The following is a 24,475-nucleotide window of genomic DNA, read 5'->3' as shown; positions in this document are numbered from 1 at the left end:
GTCGCTGAGGAAGAAAGAAATGGGGCAATCATTCGCTTACGTGGCGGTATTCACCGTAAAGGAGAATAACCATGTCGCATAACGCAACTCCAAAAACCTCTCGCGTGGAATTACGTAAAACGCTTACGTTGATTCCGGTTGTTATGATGGGCCTTGCCTATATGCAGCCGATGACGCTGTTCGATACGTTTGGTATCGTTTCAGGCCTCACTGACGGTCACGTTGCAACGGCGTATGCCTTTGCGCTGATCGCGATCCTCTTTACCGCGCTGAGCTACGGCAAGCTGGTTCGCCGCTTCCCGTCCGCAGGCTCTGCGTACACCTATGCTCAGAAGTCCATTAGCCCGGCTGTTGGCTTTATGGTGGGCTGGTCATCCCTGCTGGACTACCTGTTCATGCCGATGATCAACATTCTGCTGGCAAAAATTTACTTCGAAGCGCTGGTGCCTTCCGTACCTTCGTGGATCTTTGTTGTGGCGCTGGTGGCCTTTATGACCATCTCTAACCTGCGCAGCATCAAGACCGTGGCCAACTTCAACACCCTGATTGTTATTCTGCAGATGGGTATTGTGGCGGTCATCGTGGGTCTGATCATTTACGGCGTTTCTCACGGTGAAGGCGCAGGTACGCTGACCAGCACCCGTCCGTTCTGGTCTGAAGGCGCGCATGTAGTGCCGATGATCACCGGTGCCACTATCCTGTGCTTCTCGTTCCTCGGCTTTGACGGCATCTCTTCTCTGTCTGAAGAGACCAAAGACGCTGAGCGTGTCATCCCGCGCGCTATCTTCCTGACGGCGTTGCTGGGCGGCATCATCTTTATCGGTGCCTCTTACTTCCTGCAGCTGTACTTCCCGGATATCTCTCGCTTCAAAGATCCGGACGCGTCACAGCCAGAAATCATGCTGTATGTCGCCGGTAAAACCTTCCAGTGGGGCGTGCTGATCTTCTCCAGCGTCACCGTTCTGGCATCCGGTATGGCGGCACACGCGGGCGTGTCCCGTCTGATGTATGTAATGGGGCGTGATGGCGTGTTCCCGACTCGCTTCTTCGGTTATGTTCATCCGAAATGGCGTACCCCGGCATGGAACGTGCTGCTGGTGGGTGTGATTGCTCTGATGGCAATTAAATTTGACCTGGTTACCGCTACGGCGCTGATTAACTTCGGTGCGCTGGTTGCCTTTACCTTTGTTAACCTCTCCGTGATCTCTCAGTTCTGGATCCGTGAGAAGCGCAACAAAACGCTGAAAGACCACTTCAACTACCTGCTGATGCCGGTATGTGGCGCGCTGACCGTGGGTGCGCTGTGGATCAACCTGGAAGAGAGCTCAATGGTTCTGGGTCTGATCTGGGGTGGTATCGGTCTGATTTACCTGGCATGCGTAACCAAAAGCTTCCGCAACCCGGTTCCTCAGTACGAAGATGTCGCATAATTAATTGACTGCAAAGCCCGTAGGCCCGCGCAAGCGTAGCGCCGCCGGGCAAAAAAAAGCCGGAGACATCGCCTCCGGCTTTTTTGTTTTCTCAGGTTACACAATTTCCTGCGCATACTGATACAGCGCTTTTAACAGCGCCTGCTTTTCAGCATTCCCTTCATACTCACCGTACAGCATCTCCAGCTCCTGGGCGTAAGCCTGCAAATACTCCGGCGTAAACACGTTGCGGCGATGCTGCAACCACCGTTCCTGCTCGGCCTCATCCAGGGTGCCGGGGAAATTACGCGCCCGGTAGTTAAAGATCAGCTTGTTAATGCGCCGATCGGCAAAAGTGATATCCAGCGCGGGCAGGTTACGGGGATCGGTCTGCAGCACGATATTCATGGCAGAGCGGTCAGCGTCGCTGAAAAAGCCGTTATAGAGCTGGGCATCGACGTTCTCTGACGGAACGAACGGCTCCGCTTCGGCAAAAATCGCCACCACTTTTTCGCGTACCTGCGGGTTATCCCGCAGCAGTTTCAGGTTGTCCAGGCAGTGCTGACGGTTGATACCCAGCCGTTCCGCATCGTCCGGGCGCAGGGTGTTGGCGGGAGCCAGCACCGGACACTTGTTGATATGCACCAGCTTCACCGGCACCTGGGCCGCGTCGCCCAGCGCCTCTTTCGGGGTGTACAGCCGCTCGCGCAGGGTATCGCTCTCCAGCGTCAGCAGCGGCGTCATATCGCCAGCCAAATCCACCATAATCACCGCGTTGCGGTTGTCCGGATGCCAGGCCAGCGGGGCGACCCAGCTGGTATTCCCGCGCGCGGCGCCGAACATCCCGGAGATGTGCATCAGCGGCTTCATCTGCGGCACGTCAATCAGGGTGGTGAGTTTCTGCTTACTGCGATGGCTGAGCAGGTACTCAAACAGCTTCGGCTGCCGGGTCTTCACCAGCTTCGCCATGGCGATAGTGGCGTAGACATCGGCCATCGCGTCATGAGCGTTGCTGTGTTCAATGTCGTTCGCACGGGTCAGATGTTCAAGGCGGAAGCTGGGCAGCCCGTCTTCGTTTTCCGGCCAGTTGATCCCCTCAGGGCGCAGGGCATAGCAGGCGCGCATCACATCCAGCAGATCCCAGCGCGAGTTCTTGTTTTGCCAGCTCCAGGCATAGGGATCGTAGAAGTTGCGGTAAAAAATATGCCGGGTCACTTCGTCATCGAAACGCACGTTGTTGTAGCCCACCACGCAGGTGTTAGGCACGGTAAACAGGTCATGAATGCGGCGGGCAAACTCTGCCTCATTTACCCCTTTTTCCCGGGCTTCCTGCGGCGTGATGCCGGTGACCATCACCGCGCCGGGTTGGGGCAAATAGTCATCGGCGGGTTTGCAAAAGAATACTTCCGGCTCGCCGATGATATTGAAATCGGCATCGGTGCGGATGGCGGCGAACTGGGAAGGGCGATCCAGCGAGGGGCTGGTGCCAAAGGTTTCGTAGTCGTGAAATAAAAATGTAGGCAGCGCGGCGGAGTCAGACACCAGTAATACCATCCTGTTTATGAGTGACACCACTATGGTAAACCATCCCGCCTGGCACGCCGAAGGAAAAGCGCCGTCAGCCTGCAAATTTGCGAGGCATCGTCCGGAAAAAACCTGCGTACTGTCACATTTTTTTGCAATTATTCCAGGTATCCAGCGGAAAACTTACGTAAAAAGGGCAACGATTTTAAATGACCTGAGGATATACCGTTGAAACGCCGTCTGTTTATTGCTGTTTCTTTACTCACTTTGAGCATTTCTTCCGCGCTGGCTGCCGACCCGATTAATTATGCGCCGCAGCCGCCAGCTATCCAGGCCGGATCCTGGGTGCTGATGGATTACACGACGGGACAGATTTTAACGGCGGGCAACGAACATCAGCAGCGCAATCCGGCCAGCCTGACCAAGCTGATGACCGGCTATGTGGTGGATCGCGCCATCGACAGCCATCGCATCACCCCGGACGATATGGTCACGGTTGGTCAGGATGCCTGGGCCAAGGGCAATCCGGTTTTTAACGGCTCCTCGCTGATGTTCCTGAAGGCGGGCGAGCAGGTTTCGGTGCGTGACCTCAGCCGGGGCCTGATTGTCGACTCCGGCAACGACGCCTGCGTGGCGCTGGCCGATTACGTGGCGGGCGGGCAGCCGCAGTTCGTCACCATGATGAATGATTACGTCAAAAAGCTGAATTTGCGCGATACCCATTTTGAAACGGTGCACGGTCTGGACGCGCCGGGCCAGCACAGCTCGGCATACGATCTGGCGGTGCTTTCCCGCGCTATCATCCACGGTGAGCCAGCGTTTTATCACATGTACAGCGAGAAGAGCCTGACCTGGAACGGCATCACCCAGCAGAACCGTAACGGCCTGCTGTGGGATAAGTCCCTCAGCGTTGATGGTCTGAAAACCGGGCACACCTCCGGCGCCGGTTTTAACCTGATTGCCTCTGCCGTGGACGGGCAGCGTCGACTGATTGCCGTCATCATGGGGGCCGAGAGCCCGAAAGGCCGCGAGGATCAGGCCCGCAAGCTCCTGCACTGGGGACAGCAGAACTTCGATACCGTGCAGATCCTGCGTAACGGTAAGCAGGTGGGCATCGAGCGCATCTGGTACGGCGATAAAGAGCAGATTTCGCTGGGGACCGATCAGGACTTCTGGCTGGCGCTGCCGAAAGCGGAGCTGCCGAATATCAAAGCCAAATATGTGCTGGATAAAAAGGAGCTTGAAGCGCCGATTGCCGCGCATCAGCGGGTCGGGGAGATCGAGCTGTACGATCGCGATAAGGTGGTCGCCCACTGGCCGCTGGTGACCCTGGAGAGCGTGGGCAAAGGTGGGATGTTCTCACGCCTGAGCGACTATCTGCACCACAAAGCCTGACGGCAGAATGAGCAGGCTGGCGACTGTGCGAGCCTGCTCGCATAATAGACAGGTCATTATTGTTAAACCGCTTTTCTCTGCATTATAGTGTATGTATATACAGTAACCAATCGGAGGCAGCATGGACTACAGCATCAAGCACCAGAATAAACGCAAAATCGCCGGTTTTCATATGGTTGGCCCCTGGGAGCAGACCGTTAAGCAGGGTTTTGAGCAACTGGTGATGTGGGTAGATGGCCGACATATTCAGCCGCTGGAGTGGGTGGCGGTCTATTACGATAATCCTGATGAAGTCCCGGCGGAAAAGTTACGCTGCGACACGGTTGTCACCGTGCCAGACGATTTTGTCATCCCCGCTAACAGTGAAGGGGTGATCCTCACCGAAGTGGCCGAAGGCGATTACGCGGTAGCCACCGCCCGCGTTGAGAATCACGACTTCGCCATGCCGTGGAACCTTTTCTTCGACAGCCTGCTCGAAGATGTCGATTACCAGATTGCGCCGAAACCCTGCTTCGAGCGTTACCTGAATGACGGTAACGCCGACGGCTACTGGGATATCGAGATGTTTATTCCGGTCCAAAACCGGGTCGCGTAACGCTGCACGTATGCTTACGCTTCACAGGGTTTTTCTGCCGGATGCCACCGCACCGGCAGAAAACGCAGTACAATCAGGGTTTGCCGTAATGCTGGAGAGCGTGTGCGCCCCGACAAAACTCTGACGCCCTTTGAAATCCGACTGTATCGCCACTACCGCACCGTGCACGGATGCCGTATCGCGCTGGCGTTTATCCTCACCTTTTTACTGGTGCGTCTGCTGGACGTGCCGGAAGGCACCTGGCCGCTGATTACGCTGGTGGTGATCATGGGACCCATCTCTTTCTGGGGTAACGTGGTACCACGCGCCTTTGAGCGCATTGGCGGCACCATTCTGGGCTCGGCGCTGGGGCTGATAGCCCTGAAGCTGGAGCTGTACTCCCTACCGCTGATGCTGCTGTGGTGCGCGGCAGCAATGTTCCTCTGCGGCTGGCTGGCGCTCGGCAAGCGGCCCTATCAGGCGCTGCTGATTGGTATCACCCTTGCGGTGGTGATTGGCGCACCGCAAGGGGATATGCACACCGCGCTGTGGCGAAGCGGCGACGTGATCCTCGGTTCCCTGCTGGCGATGCTGTTTACCGGGATCTGGCCGCAGCGGGCGTTTCTGCACTGGCGTATCCAGATGGCGAACTACGTCACCGCCTTTAACCGGGTTTATCAGGCGGGCTTTTCTCCCAACCTGGTAGAGCGTCCGCGGCTGGAAAAACATCTGCAAACCATCCTTAACGACGTGGTAAAAATGCGCGGCCTGATCACCCCGGCCAGCAAAGAGACCCATATTCAGAAAGCGATCTTCGAAGCGATCCAGACCGTCAGCCGCAACCTGGTCTGCATGCTGGAGCTACAGATCAATGCCCATTGGGCTTCCCGGGCCAGTCACTTTGTGATGCTGAATGCCCGGACCTTAAAAGAGACACAGCAGATGACGCAGCAGACGCTGCTCACCATCGCCCACGCGCTCTATGAAGGTAATCCGCAGCCGATTCTGGCCAATACCGAGCGGCTGAACGAAATCGTTGCCGAGCTGCGGCAGCTAATCAACGATCAACGCAGTGAAAACGTGGCGGAAACGCCTATTCACGGCTATGTATGGTTGAGCATGGAACTTGCGCGCCAGCTGGAGCTGTTGTCACATCTTATCTGCCGGGCATTGCGCAAATAAAAAGCGACTATGCACGGTTGTGATGGCTGCTGCTTCGATTCAGCAGAAATTGAGGTTATGATAGGGACAAAGGAAAAATTATTGTCATCAGCAATCGCTGTCAGTAAGGTTAACGGCATCGCGGTTGTTTAAACGAATCCGAATCTCACATTATCAGGGGTGTAAAAATGGAAACTACCAAGCCTTCGTTCCAGGATGTTCTGGAATTCGTCCGCCTGTTCCGCCGCAAGAACAAACTGCAACGTGAAATCCAGGACGTTGAGAAGAAGATCCGTGACAACCAGAAGCGTGTTCTGCTGCTGGATAACCTGAGCGATTACATCAAGCCAGGCATGAGCGTTGAAGCTATCCAGGGCATCATCGCCAGCATGAAAAGCGACTACGAAGACCGCGTCGACGACTACATCATCAAAAATGCTGAGATCTCTAAAGAACGTCGTGAAATCTCGAAAAAGCTGAAAGTCATGGGCGAGATGAAGCACGCTGAAGCCAAAGGCGAATAAACGCCGCTGAAAAGGCTAAGCCCTCCGATCTGTCGGGGGGCTTTTTTTTGGCCGCGATTTACCGAATCCGGAAAAGCAAAAAGCCTGCTCGAAAGCAGGCTTCTTAAATGTGGCTCCTCTGACTGGACTCGAACCAGTGACATACGGATTAACAGTCCGCCGTTCTACCGACTGAACTACAGAGGAATCGTTGTGGAGCGTTATCTTAGCGGCGAAAAAACTTTTGTCAAACCTGATCTTACCCGCTTTCGATCAACTGCTGATTCTGTCGTCAGTTTGACGTAATTACCAACATATTTTTGTGGGAAATACTTTGCAGGATCTGCATTTCTCCCTCATCATTTGAAATGGAGTTTCAACTTTTCTCGCTAAGGTCCATTTTGAACGTCACCTCCGCTTTACGCCAGGCCGTGATGCGCACGCCCTGGTATGCCAAACGTAAGAGTTACAAGGTTCTCTTCTGGCGTGAAATCACCCCCCTTGCCGTGCCTATCTTTCTGGAAAACACTTGCGTCCTGCTGATGGGGGTGCTCAGCACCTTTCTGGTGAGCTGGCTCGGCAAAGAAGCGATGGCGGGCGTTGGGCTGGCCGACAGTTTCAACATGGTGATCATTTCGTTCTTTGCGGCCATCGATCTCGGGACCACGGTGGTGGTGGCCTTTAGCCTGGGGAAACGCGATCCCCGACGCGCGCGTGCTGCCGCCCGGCAGTCGCTGGTGATCATGACCCTGTTCTCCATCGTGCTGGCGGCGGTGATCCACTACTTCGGTGAAGAGATCATCAATATTGTGGCCGGCGAGGCGACCGGCGAGGTGAAAGCTCTGGCGCTGTCCTACCTTGAGATGACGGTGCTCAGCTACCCGGCCGCGGCCATTGCGCTGATCGGCAGTGGAGCGCTGCGCGGGGCAGGGAATACCAAAATTCCGCTGCTGATTAACGGCGGGATGAACATCCTGAATATCATGATCAGCAGCGTGCTGATCTACGGCATTTTTTCATGGGACGGGCTCGGCTTTGTCGGGGCCGGTCTCGGGCTGACGATCTCGCGCTATATCGGCGCGGTGGCGATTATCGTGGTGCTGGCGGTGGGCTTTAACCCGTCGCTGCGCATCAGCATCAAGAGCTATTTCAAACCGCTTAACTTCGCCATTATCTGGGAAGTGATGGGTATCGGCGTGCCCGCCAGTATTGAGTCGGTGTTGTTCAACAGCGGCAAACTGCTGACCCAGATGTTTGTGGCCGGGATGGGCACCGACGTGATTGCCGGGAACTTTATCGCCTTTTCCGTCGCGGCCTTGATTAACCTGCCGGGTAACGCCCTCGGGTCTGCCTCCACCATTATCACCGGTAAACGGCTCGGTAAGGGGCAGATCGGCCAGGCGGAGCGTCAGCTGCGCCATGTCTTCTGGCTCTCGACGATCGGTCTGACCGCCATTGCCTGGGGAACCGCGCCGTTCGCCGGCCTGCTGGCGTCATTCTATACCCAGGAACAGGACGTGAAGGACGTGGTGGTGATCCTGCTCTGGCTGAATGCGGCCTTTATGCCGATCTGGGCCGCCTCGTGGGTACTGCCTGCCGGGTTGAAGGGGGCGCGCGATGCCCGCTTCGCGATGTGGGTCTCGATGCTCGGCATGTGGGGCTGCCGTGTGGTCGCGGGATACACGCTGGGGATCATGCTGGGTATGGGCGTGGTTGGGGTCTGGCTGGGGATGTTCCTCGACTGGGCGGTACGCGGGGCACTGTTCTACTGGCGGATGATCAGCGGGCGCTGGCTGCAGAAATACCCGCGGCCACAGCGTAATAATGTGGCGGTTTCCGCCTCAGAACGGGTAGCGAATGTGCAAAGTGGGGAATAAATCGGCAAACGATGCAAAATCTGCAATCTGCCTTTGACAACGCCAGGTGGCATCGCTAATATTCGCCCCGTTCACACGATTCCTCTGTAGTTCAGTCGGTAGAACGGCGGACTGTTAATCCGTATGTCACTGGTTCGAGTCCAGTCAGAGGAGCCATATTAGAGAAGCCCGCTTAAGGAAACTTAAGCGGGTTTTTTGCTTTTTCCCTCTCCCTGTGGGAGAGGGCATCAGGCCGCACTATCTCTGCACACGCACCGGCGCCGTTGCCGCAACCAGCCACGGGCGTGCATCGCTGTTAACGTGCGGCGAAAGCATTTCCCGCACCTGTTGGTGATACGCATCCAGCCACTGGATATCCTTTTCGCTGAGCAGATGCAGCTCCACCTGGCTCAGGTCGATCGGCGCCAGCGTCAGCGAGGCGAAGCGGCAAAAGCCCGGCTGGCTCTCCACAATCTCCACCTGATTTTCAATGCGGATCCCATACTCATCGGCCAGATAATACCCCGGCTCGATAGTGATGATATTGCCAGCCACCAGCGGCCACGGGTTGACCTTCTTCGCAATACGCTGCGGGTTCTCATGGATCAGCAGCTGATGGCCAACGCCGTGTCCGGTGCCATGATCAAAGTCGAGCCCCAGTTCCCACAGCCCGCGGCGGGCGAAGGCATCAATCTGATGCCCGCAGGTGCCGGACGGGAACTGCAGGGAGATAAGCGATAAGAACCCTTTCAGCACTGCGGTGTAGTGCAAACGACACTGGGCGTTCAGGGGGCCGAAGGCCAGGGTACGCGTGGCGTCGGTGGTGCCGTTATGGTACTGACCGCCAGAATCGTTCAGATAAAAATGGGCGCGGGTAATGGCCGCATTGGTCTGCTCGCTGGAGTGATAATGGCACATCGCCGCATTGCTGGCCGAGGCGGAAATGGTGGCAAAACTCTGCTCGATAAAGCCTGGTCGCTGCTGGCGGAACACCAGCTGCTGCGCCTGCGCTTCCAGCTCGGTGAGCGGATTACCCGCAGCCTCGCGGCGGGGCACCTCGTGCGCCAGCCAGGCAAGGAAGTTAACCCACGCCACGCCATCCTGCTGGTGGCTGTCACGGTAGCCCGCCAGCTCGGTGGGGTTTTTATGCGCTTTCATGGCGGTGATCGGATCGGCGTGCCAGAGGATCTCCCCCTGCGGCTCAATGGCAAAGCGCAGGGCGACAGGTGCAGAATCGGCATCCACCATCACCCGTTTCCCGGCGCACAGCTGCTGGCTGCGCGGCAGAAAATCGGCTTCAGGAGCCTGCACAAGGCTCTCAAGCAGTGAGGCGGAAAGCCCCTGCGTTTTCTCAGGGGTGACAAACCATTCCACTGCGCCGTCGCGGTTCAGCAGGGCAAACGAGTTCGGCACCGGGCTCGTCGGAATATCGCTGCCGCGCACGTTCAGCAGCCAGGCAATGTTGTCCGGCTGAGTAATAGCCAGATAATCGGCATTGCGTTCTGCCAGAATGGCGGCAACGCGCTGGCGCTTAGCGGCGCTACTTTCACCGCTGATCTCAACCGGCATCTCGCGGATCGCGCCCATGGGCGGGGCCGGGCGATCCTGCCACAGGCTGTCGAACGGCGAATCATTCAGGGCGACAAGTTCGCAATGGCTGGCGTTCAGCGCCTCGTACTGGGCGTTGGTCATCAGCAGTGCTTCAAAGGCGATTCGGGTGCCCGCACCGAGATGCTGATCCAGCCACTCCGGCAGCGGATCGTTGTGCAGATGCAGGATCTCAATCTCCGCCAGATCCACCTGTTCACGGGCCTGCACCTGATAACGTCCGTCGACAAACAGCAGAGCGCGATCGCGCAGGATCAGGGCGTGGCCCGCCGAGCCGTCAAAGCCCGTCAGCCAGGCGAGAACGTCGTCATGCGGGTGACAGTATTCGCTCTGAAAGGCATCGGTACGCGGGACGATAATGCCGTCCAGCGCCTGGGTTTCAAGCCACTGGCGCAGGACAGAGAGCGGGGATGTGGTTTGCATAACTTTCCTTTTTTATGATTAGCGGAACGGCGGCTCGTTAAAGGTACGCAGTTTACGCGAGTGCAGCTTATCCCCCTCGGCACGCAGCAGGTCGATGGCGCGAATGCCAATCTGCAGGTGCTCGGAGATCGCCCCCTCGTAAAAACGGTTCGCCTGCCCCGGGAGTTTAATTTCACCGTGCAACGGCTTATCGGAGACGCAGAGCAGGGTGCCGTAAGGCACGCGGAAACGATAACCCTGGGCGGCGATAGTGGCGCTCTCCATATCGATAGCCACCGCGCGGCTTAAGTTGAAGCGCAGCGCCGATGCCGAGTAGCGCAGCTCCCAGTTCCGGTCGTCGGTGGTGACCACTGTCCCGGTGCGCAGACGCTGCTTAACCTCTTCGCCCGGCATGCCGCTTACCTCTTTGGTGGCGTCGTACAGCGCCCGCTGCACTTCGGCAATGCTCGGGATTGGAATGTCCGGCGGCAGTACTGCATCCAGGACGTGATCGTCACGCAGGTAAGCGTGGGCCAGCACGTAATCGCCAATCAGCTGGCTCTCACGCAGCCCGCCGCAGTGGCCAATCATCAGCCAGACGTCCGGACGCAGTACCGCCAGGTGATCGCAGATGGTTTTGGCGTTCGACGGGCCCACGCCGATATTAATCAGAGTGATACCCTGGCCGTCGGCAGTGACCAGGTGCCAGGCCGGCATCTGATGCTTCTTCCACGCCAGATCGGAGATGGCCTGCTCCGGTGCTTCGGTTTCGGCGGTGATCCAGATCCCGCCCGCGCAGGAGAGGGCGATGTACGGGCTGTCCGGATCGAGGATCTGGCTACAGCCCCAGCGCACAAACTCATCCACATAGCGGGTGTAGTTAGTAAACAGCACAAACGGCTGGAAATGTTCTGCCGGGGTGCCGGTGTAGTGACGCAGGCGCGCCAGCGAAAAATCGACGCGGCGGGCGTCAAAATGCGACAGCGGCGAAAACTCCGCCGGATGGTAGATCCCGTCGGCGGTCTCATCCCCGATCTGCGACAGCTCGGTGGTCGGGAAGTGGCGCGTCAGGCCCGCGCTCATGGAGCGGTCCAGCGTCAGTTCGGATCCGTCGATAACATACGGATAGGGGATCTCATGCCGCGACGGCTCCACGGTGATGTGGGCGCCGTAATCCTGATACAGCAGCGTCAGCTGCTCTTCCAGATACGGGCGAAACAGCGTCGGCCGGGTAATGGTGGTGGAGTAGCAGCCAGCGTGGGTGAATCGCGCATAGGCGCGGGTCTTCGGCGTAGTACTGGCACTACCATCCCAGGTCACGGAAAGGGAAGGATAAACAAAGAGGCCATTCATTCTGGCCTCTGCATCCGGGAGCGTTCCGTCTTTAATATAGTCGCTGATGGCGCTGCGTAAGGCGTTGACCGCCTGGTCGTACAGCGCATCCAGCGTTTCCAGTGCCTGAGCCGGGGTCAGGCTGGAGCCCTTATTATTCATCTCTGTCTCCTTGTTCCACAGGTGTACGGCGTTCACCGATAGTATGTCACCTGGATGTGAAACTAAAGTATTAGGATGAAGCCGGTTTCATCAGCAGGGCCGTGGCGGCAGAGAGCAGACACCCGGCAAGCAGATAGATGGCCACGCTGTGCCAGTCCCCGCCGGAGAAGGTCACCAGCGCGGCGGCAATAAACGGCGTAAACCCGCCGCCCACCACGCTCGCCACCTGATAGCCAACACCCGCGCCGCTGTAGCGGTAGCTCGCGCCAAACATTTCGGTAAACATCGGCTGCTGGACGCACACCACCATGTCATGGGCGATATTCGCCAGCAGGATAGCGAACACCACAATCCAGAACACCGACTGGGCTTCAAGCGCCATAAAGAACGGGAAGGTGCTGAGGGCCCCGGTTAGCGCGCCGGTGATATAGACCCGACGGCGGCCAAAGCGGTCTGCCAGCCACGCAAAGCAGGGAATGGTCAGGCAGCTGATACCGCCCACCAGCAGGCCAATATTGAGAAACAGCTCGCGGGGCAGGCCGAGGTTCTGGGTGGAGTAGCTCAGGGCAAAAGCGGTGACGATGTACATCGTCAGCAGTTCGCACAGGCGCAGGGCGATGATTTTCAGAAAGGCCCCCGGATGGCGGATCAACGCATCCATCACCGGCAGGCGGCGCTTCTCGGCGGGTTGCTGACGCTGCTGCTCAAATTCGGCGGACTCATCCATCCCTTTACGCACCCACAGGGCTGCCAGCACCAGCACAATGCTGAACAGGAACGGGAACCGCCAGCCCCAGCTCAGGAACTGCTCGTCGGTGGTAAGGGTGCTTATCAGCGAGACCAGCCCGGTGGAGAGCAGCAGACCAACGCCGTAACCCACCTGGACGCCGCTGCTGTAGAAGGCTTTTTTGCGCGCCGGGGCGTTTTCTACCGACAGCAGCGCCGCGCCGCCCCATTCGCCACCGACGGCGAAGCCCTGAACGGCGCGCAGGGTGACCAGCAGCACCGGTGCCCACCAGCCAATCGCGGCAAAGGAGGGCAGGATGCCAATCAGCGCGGTGGCGATGCCCATCATCCACACCGTCAGCATCAGCATCCGCTTGCGGCCCAGCTTGTCACCAAAGTGGCCAAAGATCACCCCGCCGAGCGGGCGGAACAGAAAGCCGACGCCAAAGGTGGCAAAGGCGGCGAGCGTGCCCATCGCCGGGCTTATCTGCGGAAAAAATTCGCGGTTAAAGACCAGTGCGGCGGTAATGCCGTACAGCAGAAAATCGTACCAGTCGACAACCGCACCGGCAAAACTGCCGAGGGCCGCGCGGCGCGCACGATGAAGCGATGGTGTTGTCCCATCGGGGGACGGGGATGCGAGGGTGGTGTCCATAGTGGTCCTGTCTGACGTTATTTTCTTATAGGTATAGGGAGAAGATCACTCACATTGCGGCCGCCTGAAAATAGCGACGGGTATGAGACTACCCCGACAGCAGGCAGGTGCAAACGTTTTTATCCCGGCGTGAGCTAAACGGGTGATATTTATCGACATGATGCGTTGTTATCTGGCGATAAACGCAGCAACAAGGCTATGCTTATCTGATACGTGGAGCGACAGAGGAAGGGAATGATGCGTCGTAGTACTGTTTTGGGCTGTTTTGCCGCATTACTGGTCAGTCAGAGTGCGCTGGCGGTGAGTTACCCGTTGCCGCCTGAAGGGAGTCGCCTGGTGGGGAGCCCACAAACGATCACCGTTCCGGCTGACAACAGGCTGCCGCTAGAAGCCTTTGCGGCGCAGTACGGGCAGGGGCTGAGCAATATGCTGGAGGCCAACCCGGGTGCCGATCCGTTTTTACCTAAATCTGGCTCGCAGCTGGTGGTGCCCCAGCAGATCATCTTACCGCCGACGGTGCGGGAGGGGATCGTAGTGAACGTGGCGGAAATGCGCCTGTACTACTACCCAAAAGAGGGCAACACCGTGGAGATCTTCCCTATCGGCATTGGTGAAGCCGGGCGGGAGACGCCGCGTAATTGGGTCACCGCCGTCGAGCGCAAACAGGACGGGCCAACCTGGTCACCAACGCCCAATACCCGTCGTGCCTACGCTAAAGAGGGCAAAACCCTCCCAGCCTTTGTTCCCGCTGGCCCGGACAACCCGATGGGTCTGTATGCCCTTTATATTGGCAGGCTGTACGCCATTCACGGCACCAATTCGAACTTTGGCATCGGGCTGCGTGTCAGCCAGGGCTGTATACGTCTGCGTAACGACGATATTAAGTACCTGTTCGATAATGTCCCGGTGGGGACGCGGGTACAGCTGATCGATCAGCCGGTGAAAGTGACCACCGAGCCGGACGGCAGCCGCTGGGTGGAAGTCCACGAACCGCTGTCCCGTAATCGCGCGGAGTTTGAATCCACCAACAAAGTGCCCCTGCCGATGACGCCTGCGTTACGCGCGCAGCTCAACGGGGCTGATGTGGATGCCGTGCGGGTGAGCGGGGCGCTGGAGCGTCGCTCGGGAATGCCGGTGAATATCGGCTTTGGGGCGCAAAGCACGCCGCTGGTGATGACCTCCAGCCAGTAAAACAGACAGTTAAAGCAAAAAGCCCGCTAACTCTTCTTAAGCGGGCTTTTGCATTTCAGGTAGGTAAAGCCTCTGTTAGCGTAAAATTACGCTGGGCTTTGATTGTGAGATTGGATGAAAAGATAAATACTTTGCCGACTTATTTATCAGCCTATTAAAACCACAGATATTTATGAGACGTTTCAGGAATAACCTTTTTCCAGGTTTGCTGGTGCTATTTTTCGCATCGTCAGTCTATGCGGGCGTTAATATCGGTGGAACGCGCGTGATTTACGACGGCGGGAAAAAAGAAGCGGCGATCGGCGTTTCAAATCCGGATAATGTTCCTTATCTTATTCAGTCATGGTTTGATAACCTGGACAATAGCGGCGGGAAAATCCCCTTTATTATTACACCACCTCTGTACCGGCTGGACCGCGGACAGGAGAATGTAATGCGGATAGTCCGTGCGGGGAATTTGCCGGACACGAAAGAATCCATGTACTGGTTGAATATCAAGGCTATTCCTGCCGCAGAAAAAAAGGCGAATTCGCTGCAGATTGCGGTGAAAACGCGCATCAAATTAATTTATCGTCCTGCCTCTTTAAAAAGAAAAGACCCGGAAGATTTTGCTGAAAAACTGAAATGGACAATAACCGGGAATCACATTTCAGTGAGTAACCCGGGAAATTATTATATGAATTTTAATGAGATTACCGTCGCGGGACAAAAAGTGCCTGAACCGACCTGGGTGGCACCGGGGGCATCGGCGACGTTTTCTCTGCCAGCTGGCGTCAGTTCCGGGCCCGTCACCTTCAAGCTGATCAATGACTTTGGTGGCGTCGGTGCGACCCATCGCGTCGCTAATTAAAAACTCATTATGCGCACGATATTATACTCCTTGTTACCACCGACTCGTCTGGCCGTTTTGATTGCACTGGCGTTGCCCGGTGTCATGCAAAATGCCTGTGCAGAGGAGTATTTTAATCCGGCACTGCTGGAAGTGGGCAATCCCTCCATGAAAGGCGTTGATCTCTCATCCTTTGCGCGGGGCGCGCAGGTGCCGGGTAACTATCGCGTTGAGGTAGTCGTTAACGATCAGACGGTAGACTCCCGGGAAATTGAATTTAAATCGGTTGCCACTGCCGAGGGCGATCACAGCCTCCAGCCTTGCCTCTCCTTAGGTTTGCTGCAAAGTTATGGTGTCAAAACCGATCTGTTTCCAGAGCTGAATAAAGACCGCGAATGCGTCAATTTTGCCGCCATTCCGCACGCGTCTGCCGATTTTATCTTCGGTGCGCAAAAGCTGTTGTTAAGTTTTCCGCAGGCGGCGCTCACGTCACAGGCGCGCGGGTATGTCGCACCGGAAATGTGGGACGAAGGCATTAACGCCTTGCTGCTGAACTACAGCATCAGCGGGGATAACACCTGGGGCAGAAACAGCATGACGAATAACAGTCATAGCCAGTACGCCAACCTGCGCCCGGGAATCAATATCGGCCCCTGGCGCCTGCGTAATTACATCACCTGGCGCCGCGATACCGACGGCAAAGCGCAGTGGGATACGGTTTATACCTATGCCCAGCGCAACATTGTCCCTCTGAAAAGCCAGCTGACGCTCGGCGACAGTTCATCGCCTTCCGATGTTTTTGACAGTATTCCCTTTCGCGGCGGCCAGCTGGCCTCCGACGATGAAATGCTGCCCGATAGCCAGAAAGGCTACGCGCCTGTGGTGCGCGGCATTGCGCGTACCAGTGCCCAGGTGGTTATCCGCCAGAATGGCTACATCATTTACCAGAGTTATGTAGCCCCGGGCGCATTTGAAATTACCGATATGTACCCCACCGGTGGCGCAGGTGATTTAAGCGTTTCCGTTAAGGAAGCGGACGGCAGCGTGCATGATTTTGTGGTGCCCTATGCTTCTGTACCCGTTCTGCAGCGAGAAGGACGACTGAAATACAGTCTGACGGGCGGACAATATCGTCCCAGCGATAGCGAGGTTGAAAAGCGCCCGCTGATGCAGGGAACCGCCATTTATGGTCTGCCGAAGGGCTTCACTCTCTACGGTGGCATCCAGGCGTCCAGCCCGTATCAGTCATATGCGATGGGTGTGGGTAAGAATATGGGGGAGTTCGGCGCGTTGTCTGTGGATGTCACCCAGGCGCGGTCGAAGCCTGAGACGATAAGCCAAACGAGCGGGCAAGCCTGGCGCGTGCGCTACAGCAAAAACTTTACCGATACCGGCACCAATTTCTCTGCGACTAGCTATCGCTACTCTACCGCAGGCTACTACGGTATGCAGGAAGTACTGGATGCCGACAGCGAGAATGCGTCGTTGCTGGATCATCGGCGTAACCGCGCTGAAGTGACGCTGAATCAGACGCTGGGCCCGGCCTTCGGCTCACTTACCGGCAGCGCCATCCGGGAAGCGTACTGGAATGCTGACAAGACGATGAGTTCGTACAGCGTCAGTTATAACAACGCATGGAACGGTATCACCTGGGGGCTGAGTTATACCTACAGCAACAATGCGAGCGCAGACGGCAACGGCGGGGATAAAACCTACGATAAAGACCAGATCCTGGCGTTAAATATCAGCATTCCTTTAGATCGATTCCTGAGTAATACCTGGGCCAGCTACAGTCTGAATACCAGCAAGAAAGGGAATACCACCCACACGGTGGGTCTGAGTGGCACGGCGCTGCAGGAAAATGCCCTGAGCTGGAGTGTTCAGCAAGGGTATGGCAATGACGGATCAGGTCATACCGGCAATCTTAGCGCTGATTATCACGGCACCTATGGTGAAGTGACCGGCGGCTACAGCTCCGACGAAAATATGCAGCGGATGAACTACGGCCTGAATGGCGGGGTACTGGTTCATGCCAACGGCGTGACGCTGGCGCAACCATTTGGTGAAACCATTGCGTTGATTAAAGCCCCGGGCGCATCGGGCGTGGGCGTAACGGGCCAGACCGGCGTGAAAACCGATTTTCGGGGTTATACCGTCGCCAGCAACGTGTCGCCGTATCGCAAGAACAGCCTGAGCCTGGACACGGAAACCCTGCCTGATGACGTTGAACTGCAATTAACGACCCAGACGGTTATTCCCACGCGCGGGGCGGTGGTCAGGGCGAAATATATCGCTAACGTGGGTACCCGCGTATTAATGACCCTGACACGGGAAAATGGGCAACTTGTTCCTTTTGGGGCCACGGTGACGTTTGCTACAGACCCACATTCTGGCGGATTTATTGTGGGGGACCAGGGCCAGGTCTACCTTACCGGACTCGAAAACAGCGGCGAGCTACTTGCACGCTGGGGTATGGAAGCGAATGAACAGTGCCGGGTTAATTATGTACTTCATAAAGCAGAAGCGGATTCCGGAGTGGTGTTAAGCAATGAAATATGCAAATAAAATGATTGTCGCTAAAATCTTTGGCGCATTCCTGATACTGCTACTGTGGTGTTCCAGCTTTAATGTGTTTGCTGAGTGTTTATTTGCCGATGGGCAGGGGCCCCAGACCCTGAGTTTTTCTCCCAACAACGTTATAGTGCAAAGGGATATGCCCGTTGGCTCGGTGATATATTCAGGCTCAACGGGGACGGGGCAAAAGCTGCTGGAATGTAACGGTGAGACCAATACTAACTATTATAAAATGGTTTACCTTGGTGGCGTAGCGACATCAATTAACCATGCCTATGCGACCAATATTCCCGGTGTGGCTATTGCAGTAGATGTTTCGTGGGGATATCTGGATAATCCGCCGTCCACCGATAATACGGGATCGGGCGCTGTGCATCTCCCCCCGATTAGCTATACCCTGTATAAAACCGGTGATATTCAGTCGGGTCAATTTACTACTGGCCAAATTGGCACCTGGACAGTATCGGGTATTACGCCCATGACCATTAACATGATCGGGGGAAGCATCACCCAGGTGGCCTGTTCAGTCACTACGCCTAATTTAACCTTTCCGATAGGCACTGTTTCGAAAGCGGATTTTGGTACCGCACCAGGATTTACGCCAGCGAACACCAGTACCCAGAATCTGGGGTTAGATTGCGATCCCTCTGCCAATATAAAAGTCACCCTGAACGGACAGCAAAATCCGGATGTCAGTGATGCCAGCGTAATGGCGTTAAACAATCAAGGCAGCGCGAATACCGCGCAAGGGGTTGGAGTGCAATTATTGTATGACGGTAAACCCCTCATTATTAACACCAGGCTGGCGTTAAAAACATCCAGCGGCGGGAAAGAATCCTTTCCCATTACGGCCCGATATTATCAAACCAGAAATTCTGTCACTGTCGGTGAAGCGAATACTTCCGCTACGCTGACGCTGACATATCAATGACATTCTGTAATGTCTCAACATCATGCCAAGGTGGGCTAAAATGAAAAAATGTTTATGTTATTTGACCGCATCCATTTCTGCTGTTCTTTTCGCTGGCAATATCTACGCGGCAACAGATAGCGTCAGTATCAACGTTACCGGTAAAGTGATTGCTTCTCCTTGTAAAACGCTGAATGGTGGCTCCGATGCGTTAAACGTCGACTTAGGGCAATCCCTTCAGGCGGATTCTTTAAAAGAGGCAGGCTCGGGTTCGGCAATGACGATGTTCGATTTACCGGTCACCGGTTGCCCGGCAAGTACCTCTAACGTCAAAGTGACTTTTACCGGCACCCCGGACGCAACAGATGCCACTAAGTGGGCAAATAACGCGGGGCAACCGGCAGCCAATACTGCCGTTGAGTTATCTCAGCAAACCACGGGAACCATTCTGAGTAATAACAGCTCATTAACCGGTGCCGTAGAAGAGGGGAGTACAACCTTTAAACTTCAGGCGCGCGTTTATTCAAAGACAGGAGCCGTTATGCCTGGCGACGTCTCTTCAGCGATCGTGGCCTCTTTCGAATATCAGTAAACCCGGTGATGCCGACGCTGTCGGCATCTACATAAAAAAGCCAAAAAGCAAAAAGCCCGCTTAAGTTTCCTTAAGCGGGCTTCTTTAATTTGGCTCCTCTGACTGGACTCGAACCAGTGACATACGGATTAACAGTCCGCCGTTCTACCGACTGAACTACAGAGGAATCGTGTGAACGGGGCGAATATTAGCGGCGTCGCCTGCACTTGTCAAAGGGTGATCCTGCTTGTCTGAATCGTTTGCTGACAAAATCAGCAAAGTGGCGTTTTCAACCACGGATTGCACATTTTTGGTGCGCATATACCCCGAATGGGGCAGATCATAAACCACTGTTTCATGTTTAAAAGCGTGGGCAATGATTAGATTTCCTTATTTTCCGCGGCTTAGCGGACTTATCGGACCTCTTTTAAAAACTGGCAAGCATCTTGCAAAACCCTCAGTACATTCGCGCCGGAACCGGCAACGCATTTCGTACAGGGGGCAAAATGAACTTAAGACGACTGAAATATTTCGTAAAAATCGTCGATATCGGTAGCCTGACCCAGGCCGCTGAAGTGTTGCATATCGCACAGCCGGCACTGAGCCAGCAGGTGGCCACTCTGGAAGGTGAGCTGGATCAACAGCTGTTGATCCGCACGAAACGCGGCGTGACGCCAACCGAAGCGGGTAAGATCCTCTATACCCATGCCCGTACCATTCTGCGCCAGTGCGAACAGGCACAGTTGGCGGTGGGTAATGTCGGGCAGACGCTGAGCGGGCAGGTGTCGATTGGCCTGGCGCCGGGCACAGCGGCCTCGTCGGTCACCATGCCGCTGCTGCAGGCGGTACGCGCTGAGCTGCCAGAGGTACTGGTCTATCTCCACGAGAACAGCGGTTCGGCGCTCAATGATAAATTGCTCGGCGGGCAACTGGATATGGCGGTGCTTTACGACCGCTCGCCGGTGGCAGGCATCACCAGCCAGCCGCTGCTGAAAGAAGATCTCTTCCTGGTGGGAACGCGCGACTGTCCGGGACAGAGCGTGGATTTAACCGCGGTGGCCGAGATGAATCTGTTCTTACCTCGCGACTACAGCGCCGTGCGTTTGCGCGTTGACGAGGCTTTCTCCCTGCGTCGCCTGACGGCCAAAATCATCGGCGAGATCGACTCTATCTCCACGCTGACCGCCGCCATTGCCAGCGGAATGGGCGTAACGGTACTGCCTGAATCGGCAGCCCGCTCGCTCTCCAGCGCCGCCAACGGCTGGATGGCGCGGATTTCCTCACCGTCAATGAGCCTGCCACTGTCGCTGAACGTCTCGGCGCGCGGCGCGCTGACACCACAGGCACAGGCGGTGAAAGAGATCCTGATGTCGTTGGTAAGCCGTCCGTCACTGGAGAACCGCGAGCTGCAGCTGGTCAGCTGATATTCCATAAAGGTATAAGTTGCGGGTTTTTATTATTTGTTCTCACGGCGGGCACGCTCTAACAATAGCGTCATGTCAGATCCGCCGGAGTGAACCGTGAATTTCCAGCAACTTAAAATCATCCGTGAGGCGGCCCGTCGGGATTACAACCTGACCGAGGTCGCCAACATGCTCTATACCTCCCAGTCGGGCGTCAGCCGTCATATTCGCGAGCTGGAGGAGGAGCTGGGCATTGAGATCTTCATTCGTCGCGGCAAGCGCCTGCTGGGAATGACCGAGCCCGGCAAAGCGCTGTTAACCATTGCTGAGCGCATTCTGAATGAAGCCAGCAACGTGCGCCGCCTGGCCGATCTCTTTACCAACGATGCCTCCGGCGTATTGACCATCGCCACTACCCATACTCAGGCCCGCTACAGTCTGCCGCCAGTGATTAAGGCCTTCCGCGAGCTGTTTCCCGACGTGCGACTGGAGCTGATCCAGGGCACGCCGCAGGAGATAGAAGTCCTGCTGCAAAACGGCGGGGCGGATATCGGTATCGCCAGCGAGCGTTTAAGCAACGACCCGCTGCTGGCCGCGTTCCCGTGGTTCCGCTGGTATCACAGCCTGCTGCTGCCTGTCGACCATCCGCTGACCCAGGTCTCTCCGCTGACTCTGGACGCTATCGCCAAATGGCCATTAATTACCTACCGTCAGGGTATTACCGGGCGTTCGCGCATTGACGAGGCTTTTAACCGCAAAGGCCTGACGCCGGATGTGGTACTCAGCGCTCAGGATTCCGACGTGATCAAAACCTACGTCGAACTGGGGTTGGGCATTGGTCTGGTGGCCGAACAGTCCGGCGGCGAGCACGAGCAGGGCAGCCTGGTGCGTCTCGATACCCGGCACCTGTTTGATGCCAATACCGTCTGGCTCGGGCTTAAGCGCGGCCAACTCCAGCGCAACTATGTCTGGCGCTTTATCGAACTCTGTAACGCCGGGCTCTCGGTGGATGAGATCAAGCGTCAGGTCATGGAGCCGGAAGAAGCGGCGATTGATTATCAGATCTAGCCCAACCGACCCCGCATCGCGGGGTTTTTTCTACCCCGCTTCCGGCGGTGAACGCAGTTACATTGCATGATGAAGTTTCTTGCGAATTCTCGTCCAGTTTCTCTCAGCCACACTTTCTTCCTCCCGATGAAAAAGATAATTTCTATATAGGCTTTAACCTATATAGATTTTAACCTATATTATCAGGGAGGACGTGTGTGGAAGATTGAAACGACGGATACGTTTGATCATTGGTTATGTTCGCTGGATGACCGGGAACGTAGTGCTGTGCTGGCGGCGTTAATTGTATTGCAGACAAAGGGCCCGCTGCTGCCGCGACCCTGGGCAGATACCATCAAGCGTTCCCGCTATCACAATATGAAAGAGTTGCGGGTGCAGAGTTGTGGTCAGCCCTTGCGGGCATTCTTCGCATTCGATCCATTCCGGACAGGAATTATCCTTTGTGCGGGTAACAAAGCCGGGAACGAAAAGCGCTTCTATGACGAGATGATCCCGCTGGCGGATCGTGAATTAACGGCTTATCTGAAGACAAAAGAAGGAAAGGAGTGAGGTATGGGCAGAACGCTGGAACAGCTGCTTGCAGAGGAAAAACCCGAGTTAGTACAGGCCGCCAAAGCTATAGCGGAGGAGATGCTTCTCAACATCCACCTGGCTGAACTGCGTGAGAAAGTGAATAAAACGCAGAACGAAATGGCTCAGGCGCTGGGCTTAAAGCAGCCAACGGTGGCGGGGATGGAAAAGGCCGGGCGTGACATCAAGCTTTCCACCCTGAAACGCTATGTTGAAGCGGCTGGAGGAAAACTGCGCGTCGAGGTCGATCTGCCGGATGGCTCCCATTACGGCTTCGCGCTTTAAATCTGCCTAAACCATTACTCTAAGGAGAGCGTAATGATCCTGCCTGGAAAATGTACATCAGTAAACCCCAGTGTTATATTTAAATATAATATCTGGAGGAATTCTATGTACACAACGCGTTTGAAGAAAGTGGGTGGCTCTGTCATGCTGGCAGTGCCTCCTGCGGTTTTGAAAACACTGGGACTGCAACCAGACAGCGAGGTCGGCGTGACTATTGATAAGGGCTGTCTGATCGTTGAACCGCAAAAACGTCCGCATTATTCTTTGGCTGAACTGCTGGCACAGTGCGATCCGCAGGCCGAACTCAGTGAAGAAGACCGGGAATGGATCGATGGGCCTGCTGCCGGAAAGGAGATCCTGTAAATGGACAGAGGGGAAATCTGGCTCGTTTCACTTGATCCCACCGCCGGACATGAGCAAAGTGGAAAACGCCCGGTGCTTATCATTTCTCCCGCAGCGTTCAATCATCTCACCCGCTTGCCTGTTGTGGTTCCTGTCACCACTGGCGGAAAGTTCGCTCGTACCGCCGGTTTTGCGGTCTCTCTGGATGAAGCGGGTTTAAAAACAACGGGTGTGATTCGCTGCGATCAGCCCCGGACGATTGACATGGGCGCGCGACATGGCGTAAAGCTGGAGCGTGTGCCGGATAGCGTCATGAATGAGGTACTCGCGAGGCTCGGTACATTGTTAACATGACGAAAAATCCAGAAAAGCAAAAAGCCCGCTTAAGTTTCCTTAAGCGGGCTTCTTTAATTTGGCTCCTCTGACTGGACTCGAACCAGTGACATACGGATTAACAGTCCGCCGTTCTACCGACTGAACTACAGAGGAATCGTGTGAACGAGGCGCATGTTAATGGCCCCGGGATTTTGTGTCAACACTAAATTCAACGCGCTGATTCAATTGATTAATTAAGCCTCAGAGTGCTGCTTTAGTGTACTTGTGCTGCGGGATCTCCGCTCTGGCCGTCATTTTCACGTAACCGTTGCAGCGGGTCCTGCTGATAAAACTGGCAAAAACGCTGCCACAGCGCCGGGAAGCGGGGGGCGAAAAGCTCGGGCGCGCTGAAGAAATATTCCGATAACACCGCAAAGCACTCGGCGGGATCGGTGGCGGCATAGGCATCAATACTGGCTGCGCTTTCGCCCACCAGATCGATCTCATCCTGAATATTGTTCATCGCGGCGTGCAGATCGTGTTCCCAGCCAGCCACTTCACGCAGCGGGATGAAGGGAACGCCGCTGGCGCGATCGCCATTGCGGGTGTCCAGCTTGTGCGCCACTTCATGAATGATGAGGTTAAAACCGGATGCGTCGAACGAGTCCTGAATGTCCAGCCAGTTGAGGATAATTGGCCCCTGCTGCCAGCTTTGGCCAGACTGCACCATCCGCTGACTGTGCACCAGCCCGATGTCATCTTCCCATTCGTCGTCCACCACAAACGGCGCCGGGTAGATCAACACTTCATGGAAACCATCCAGCCACTCGATACCCAATTCCAGTACCGGCAGGCAAAAGAGCAGGGCGATGCGGGTGCTCCTGCGATCGTCGAGTTCAAAACCCTGGAGCGGGACCAGACGTTTTTGCTGTAAGAATCGTATGGCAAGCTGCACCAGACGCGATTTATCCTCATCCGATAAAGTGGACAGGACGGGGATCGCCAGCGCCTCTTCCCACGGCAGTGCCGCGCTTCGGGCGGATTCATTCGATTTCCAGGGCCACTTAATCATCGCTTTGCTCGCAAACTCGTCACTTGAACAAAATTGAA

General features: G+C 55.9%; 23 protein-coding genes and 4 tRNA genes. 19 read left to right on the top strand and 8 right to left on the bottom strand.

What is annotated here, in order from left to right; all coding sequences use genetic code 11:
- The first annotated feature begins 19 nt into the window (after positions 1-19).
- Complete coding sequence (gene yoeI, locus M8318_RS22765; protein WP_100780850.1) at positions 20-82, top strand: membrane protein YoeI; 63 nt, start codon at positions 20-22, stop codon at positions 80-82.
- Positions 72-1,430 carry an APC family permease gene (locus tag M8318_RS17315; protein WP_166182915.1) on the top strand — a complete coding sequence of 453 codons (1,359 nt, stop codon included), beginning with the start codon at positions 72-74 and terminating at the stop codon, positions 1,428-1,430. Before yoeI ends, M8318_RS17315 begins: the two co-directional genes overlap by 11 nt.
- 96 nt (positions 1,431-1,526) lie before the next feature.
- Here M8318_RS17315 and sbcB read toward each other — a convergent pair whose 3' ends face one another.
- The gene (gene sbcB / locus M8318_RS17310) at positions 1,527-2,951 is read right to left on the bottom strand and encodes an exodeoxyribonuclease I (protein ID WP_262663688.1); all 1,425 of its coding nucleotides are present in this window, start codon (positions 2,949-2,951) and stop codon (positions 1,527-1,529) included.
- 204 nt (positions 2,952-3,155) lie between these two features.
- On the opposite strand from sbcB, the gene dacD reads away from it, so the two are divergent.
- The 4 genes from dacD (at position 3,156) to M8318_RS17290 (ending at position 6,587) form a co-directional block, all read left to right on the top strand.
- Positions 3,156-4,328, top strand: a complete 1,173-nt coding sequence (gene dacD / locus M8318_RS17305; protein ID WP_262663800.1) for a serine-type D-Ala-D-Ala carboxypeptidase DacD — start codon at positions 3,156-3,158, stop codon at positions 4,326-4,328.
- 121 nt (positions 4,329-4,449) lie between these two features.
- Positions 4,450-4,923 (top strand): DNA gyrase inhibitor SbmC, encoded by a 474-nt coding sequence (sbmC, locus tag M8318_RS17300; protein ID WP_262663686.1) that lies wholly within the window; start codon positions 4,450-4,452, stop codon positions 4,921-4,923.
- Between the two features lie 102 nt (positions 4,924-5,025).
- Positions 5,026-6,084, top strand: a complete 1,059-nt coding sequence (locus M8318_RS17295) for an FUSC family protein (protein ID WP_262663685.1) — start codon at positions 5,026-5,028, stop codon at positions 6,082-6,084.
- Positions 6,085-6,251: 167 nt separating this feature from the next.
- Positions 6,252-6,587 carry a DUF496 family protein gene (locus M8318_RS17290; protein ID WP_103180181.1) on the top strand — a complete coding sequence of 112 codons (336 nt, stop codon included), beginning with the start codon at positions 6,252-6,254 and terminating at the stop codon, positions 6,585-6,587.
- Positions 6,588-6,697: 110 nt separating this feature from the next.
- Here M8318_RS17290 and M8318_RS17285 read toward each other — a convergent pair.
- Positions 6,698-6,773, bottom strand: a tRNA-Asn gene (locus tag M8318_RS17285).
- A 161-nt stretch (positions 6,774-6,934) separates the two neighbouring features.
- On the opposite strand from M8318_RS17285, the gene M8318_RS17280 reads away from it, so the two are divergent.
- Both M8318_RS17280 and M8318_RS17275 read left to right on the top strand, forming a co-directional pair.
- On the top strand, positions 6,935-8,443 hold the full coding sequence (locus tag M8318_RS17280) for an EmmdR/YeeO family multidrug/toxin efflux MATE transporter (protein ID WP_262663683.1): 1,509 nt from the start codon (positions 6,935-6,937) through the stop codon (positions 8,441-8,443).
- An 80-nt stretch (positions 8,444-8,523) separates the two neighbouring features.
- Positions 8,524-8,599, top strand: a tRNA-Asn gene (locus M8318_RS17275).
- Positions 8,600-8,680: 81 nt separating this feature from the next.
- On the opposite strand, the gene M8318_RS17270 is transcribed toward M8318_RS17275, so the two are convergent.
- The 3 genes from M8318_RS17270 to shiA all read right to left on the bottom strand — a co-directional run bounded on the left by M8318_RS17270 (position 8,681) and on the right by shiA (position 13,307).
- The gene (locus M8318_RS17270; protein ID WP_262663682.1) at positions 8,681-10,453 is read right to left on the bottom strand and encodes an aminopeptidase P family protein; all 1,773 of its coding nucleotides are present in this window, start codon (positions 10,451-10,453) and stop codon (positions 8,681-8,683) included.
- An 18-nt stretch (positions 10,454-10,471) separates the two neighbouring features.
- Positions 10,472-11,926, bottom strand: coding sequence for an AMP nucleosidase (locus M8318_RS17265; RefSeq protein WP_262663681.1), 1,455 nt, complete (start codon positions 11,924-11,926; stop codon positions 10,472-10,474).
- A gap of 70 nt (positions 11,927-11,996) precedes the next feature.
- A complete protein-coding gene (gene shiA / locus M8318_RS17260) occupies positions 11,997-13,307 on the bottom strand; it encodes a shikimate transporter (protein ID WP_262663680.1) in 1,311 nt (436 codons plus the stop codon).
- Positions 13,308-13,541: 234 nt separating this feature from the next.
- On the opposite strand from shiA, the gene ldtA reads away from it, so the two are divergent.
- The 5 genes from ldtA to M8318_RS17235 all read left to right on the top strand — a co-directional run bounded on the left by ldtA (position 13,542) and on the right by M8318_RS17235 (position 19,403).
- A complete protein-coding gene (ldtA, locus tag M8318_RS17255; RefSeq protein ID WP_262663679.1) occupies positions 13,542-14,498 on the top strand; it encodes a L,D-transpeptidase in 957 nt (318 codons plus the stop codon).
- 172 nt (positions 14,499-14,670) lie between these two features.
- Positions 14,671-15,348: a fimbrial biogenesis chaperone gene (locus M8318_RS17250; protein ID WP_408612321.1), complete on the top strand. Its 678-nt coding sequence runs from the start codon at positions 14,671-14,673 to the stop codon at positions 15,346-15,348.
- Positions 15,349-15,357: 9 nt separating this feature from the next.
- Positions 15,358-17,892, top strand: a complete 2,535-nt coding sequence (locus M8318_RS17245) for a fimbria/pilus outer membrane usher protein (protein WP_262663677.1) — start codon at positions 15,358-15,360, stop codon at positions 17,890-17,892.
- Complete coding sequence (locus tag M8318_RS17240; protein WP_262663676.1) at positions 17,876-18,832, top strand: fimbrial protein; 957 nt, start codon at positions 17,876-17,878, stop codon at positions 18,830-18,832. The genes M8318_RS17245 and M8318_RS17240 overlap by 17 nt, the downstream gene beginning before the upstream one ends.
- Before the next feature lie 40 nt (positions 18,833-18,872).
- Positions 18,873-19,403 carry a fimbrial protein gene (locus tag M8318_RS17235; protein ID WP_262663675.1) on the top strand — a complete coding sequence of 177 codons (531 nt, stop codon included), beginning with the start codon at positions 18,873-18,875 and terminating at the stop codon, positions 19,401-19,403.
- A 90-nt stretch (positions 19,404-19,493) separates the two neighbouring features.
- Here the strand turns inward: M8318_RS17235 and M8318_RS17230 are convergent.
- Positions 19,494-19,569 (bottom strand) — tRNA-Asn (locus tag M8318_RS17230).
- A 319-nt stretch (positions 19,570-19,888) separates the two neighbouring features.
- Between M8318_RS17230 and nac the strand changes: the two genes are divergently transcribed.
- The 6 genes from nac to M8318_RS17200 all read left to right on the top strand — a co-directional run bounded on the left by nac (position 19,889) and on the right by M8318_RS17200 (position 23,404).
- The gene (nac, locus tag M8318_RS17225; protein ID WP_106993448.1) at positions 19,889-20,806 is read left to right on the top strand and encodes a nitrogen assimilation transcriptional regulator NAC; all 918 of its coding nucleotides are present in this window, start codon (positions 19,889-19,891) and stop codon (positions 20,804-20,806) included.
- A gap of 96 nt (positions 20,807-20,902) precedes the next feature.
- A complete protein-coding gene (cbl, locus tag M8318_RS17220; RefSeq protein ID WP_262663674.1) occupies positions 20,903-21,853 on the top strand; it encodes an HTH-type transcriptional regulator Cbl in 951 nt (316 codons plus the stop codon).
- Positions 21,854-22,048: 195 nt separating this feature from the next.
- Positions 22,049-22,402, top strand: coding sequence for a type II toxin-antitoxin system RelE/ParE family toxin (locus M8318_RS17215; protein ID WP_262663673.1), 354 nt, complete (start codon positions 22,049-22,051; stop codon positions 22,400-22,402).
- A gap of 3 nt (positions 22,403-22,405) precedes the next feature.
- The gene (locus M8318_RS17210; RefSeq protein WP_262663672.1) at positions 22,406-22,708 is read left to right on the top strand and encodes a helix-turn-helix domain-containing protein; all 303 of its coding nucleotides are present in this window, start codon (positions 22,406-22,408) and stop codon (positions 22,706-22,708) included.
- Between the two features lie 105 nt (positions 22,709-22,813).
- Complete coding sequence (locus M8318_RS17205) at positions 22,814-23,071, top strand: AbrB/MazE/SpoVT family DNA-binding domain-containing protein (RefSeq protein ID WP_262663671.1); 258 nt, start codon at positions 22,814-22,816, stop codon at positions 23,069-23,071.
- Entirely contained in the window at positions 23,072-23,404 is a 333-nt protein-coding gene (locus M8318_RS17200; RefSeq protein WP_262663670.1) for a type II toxin-antitoxin system PemK/MazF family toxin, read from the top strand.
- Positions 23,405-23,463: 59 nt separating this feature from the next.
- Here the strand turns inward: M8318_RS17200 and M8318_RS17195 are convergent.
- Together M8318_RS17195 and mtfA are read right to left on the bottom strand one after the other, a co-directional pair.
- A tRNA-Asn gene (locus M8318_RS17195) sits at positions 23,464-23,539 on the bottom strand.
- Between the two features lie 100 nt (positions 23,540-23,639).
- Complete coding sequence (gene mtfA, locus M8318_RS17190) at positions 23,640-24,437, bottom strand: DgsA anti-repressor MtfA (RefSeq protein WP_262663669.1); 798 nt, start codon at positions 24,435-24,437, stop codon at positions 23,640-23,642.
- Positions 24,438-24,475 lie beyond the last annotated feature (38 nt).

The organism is Leclercia tamurae, from assembly GCF_025566055.1.
In the GTDB taxonomy this organism is placed as follows: Bacteria; Pseudomonadota; Gammaproteobacteria; order Enterobacterales; family Enterobacteriaceae; genus Enterobacter; species Enterobacter tamurae.
The sequence above is the reverse complement of the archived record's forward strand: the minus strand, read 5'-3'. Positions and strand labels throughout refer to the sequence as shown.

Coding starts and splice junctions, on each gene's coding strand:
- M8318_RS17200 (WP_262663670.1), top strand. CDS start 23,072: ATGGACAGAGGGGAAATCTGGCTCGTTTCACTTGATCCCACCGCCGGA.
- M8318_RS17270 (WP_262663682.1), bottom strand. CDS start 10,453: ATGCAAACCACATCCCCGCTCTCTGTCCTGCGCCAGTGGCTTGAAACC.
- M8318_RS17235 (WP_262663675.1), top strand. CDS start 18,873: ATGAAAAAATGTTTATGTTATTTGACCGCATCCATTTCTGCTGTTCTT.
- ldtA (WP_262663679.1), top strand. CDS start 13,542: ATGATGCGTCGTAGTACTGTTTTGGGCTGTTTTGCCGCATTACTGGTC.
- mtfA (WP_262663669.1), bottom strand. CDS start 24,437: ATGATTAAGTGGCCCTGGAAATCGAATGAATCCGCCCGAAGCGCGGCA.
- M8318_RS17205 (WP_262663671.1), top strand. CDS start 22,814: ATGTACACAACGCGTTTGAAGAAAGTGGGTGGCTCTGTCATGCTGGCA.
- M8318_RS17240 (WP_262663676.1), top strand. CDS start 17,876: ATGAAATATGCAAATAAAATGATTGTCGCTAAAATCTTTGGCGCATTC.
- M8318_RS17290 (WP_103180181.1), top strand. CDS start 6,252: ATGGAAACTACCAAGCCTTCGTTCCAGGATGTTCTGGAATTCGTCCGC.
- M8318_RS17315 (WP_166182915.1), top strand. CDS start 72: ATGTCGCATAACGCAACTCCAAAAACCTCTCGCGTGGAATTACGTAAA.
- M8318_RS17210 (WP_262663672.1), top strand. CDS start 22,406: ATGGGCAGAACGCTGGAACAGCTGCTTGCAGAGGAAAAACCCGAGTTA.
- shiA (WP_262663680.1), bottom strand. CDS start 13,307: ATGGACACCACCCTCGCATCCCCGTCCCCCGATGGGACAACACCATCG.
- M8318_RS17250 (WP_408612321.1), top strand. CDS start 14,671: ATGAGACGTTTCAGGAATAACCTTTTTCCAGGTTTGCTGGTGCTATTT.
- nac (WP_106993448.1), top strand. CDS start 19,889: ATGAACTTAAGACGACTGAAATATTTCGTAAAAATCGTCGATATCGGT.
- sbmC (WP_262663686.1), top strand. CDS start 4,450: ATGGACTACAGCATCAAGCACCAGAATAAACGCAAAATCGCCGGTTTT.
- M8318_RS17280 (WP_262663683.1), top strand. CDS start 6,935: ATGGAGTTTCAACTTTTCTCGCTAAGGTCCATTTTGAACGTCACCTCC.
- M8318_RS17265 (WP_262663681.1), bottom strand. CDS start 11,926: ATGAATAATAAGGGCTCCAGCCTGACCCCGGCTCAGGCACTGGAAACG.
- M8318_RS17245 (WP_262663677.1), top strand. CDS start 15,358: ATGCGCACGATATTATACTCCTTGTTACCACCGACTCGTCTGGCCGTT.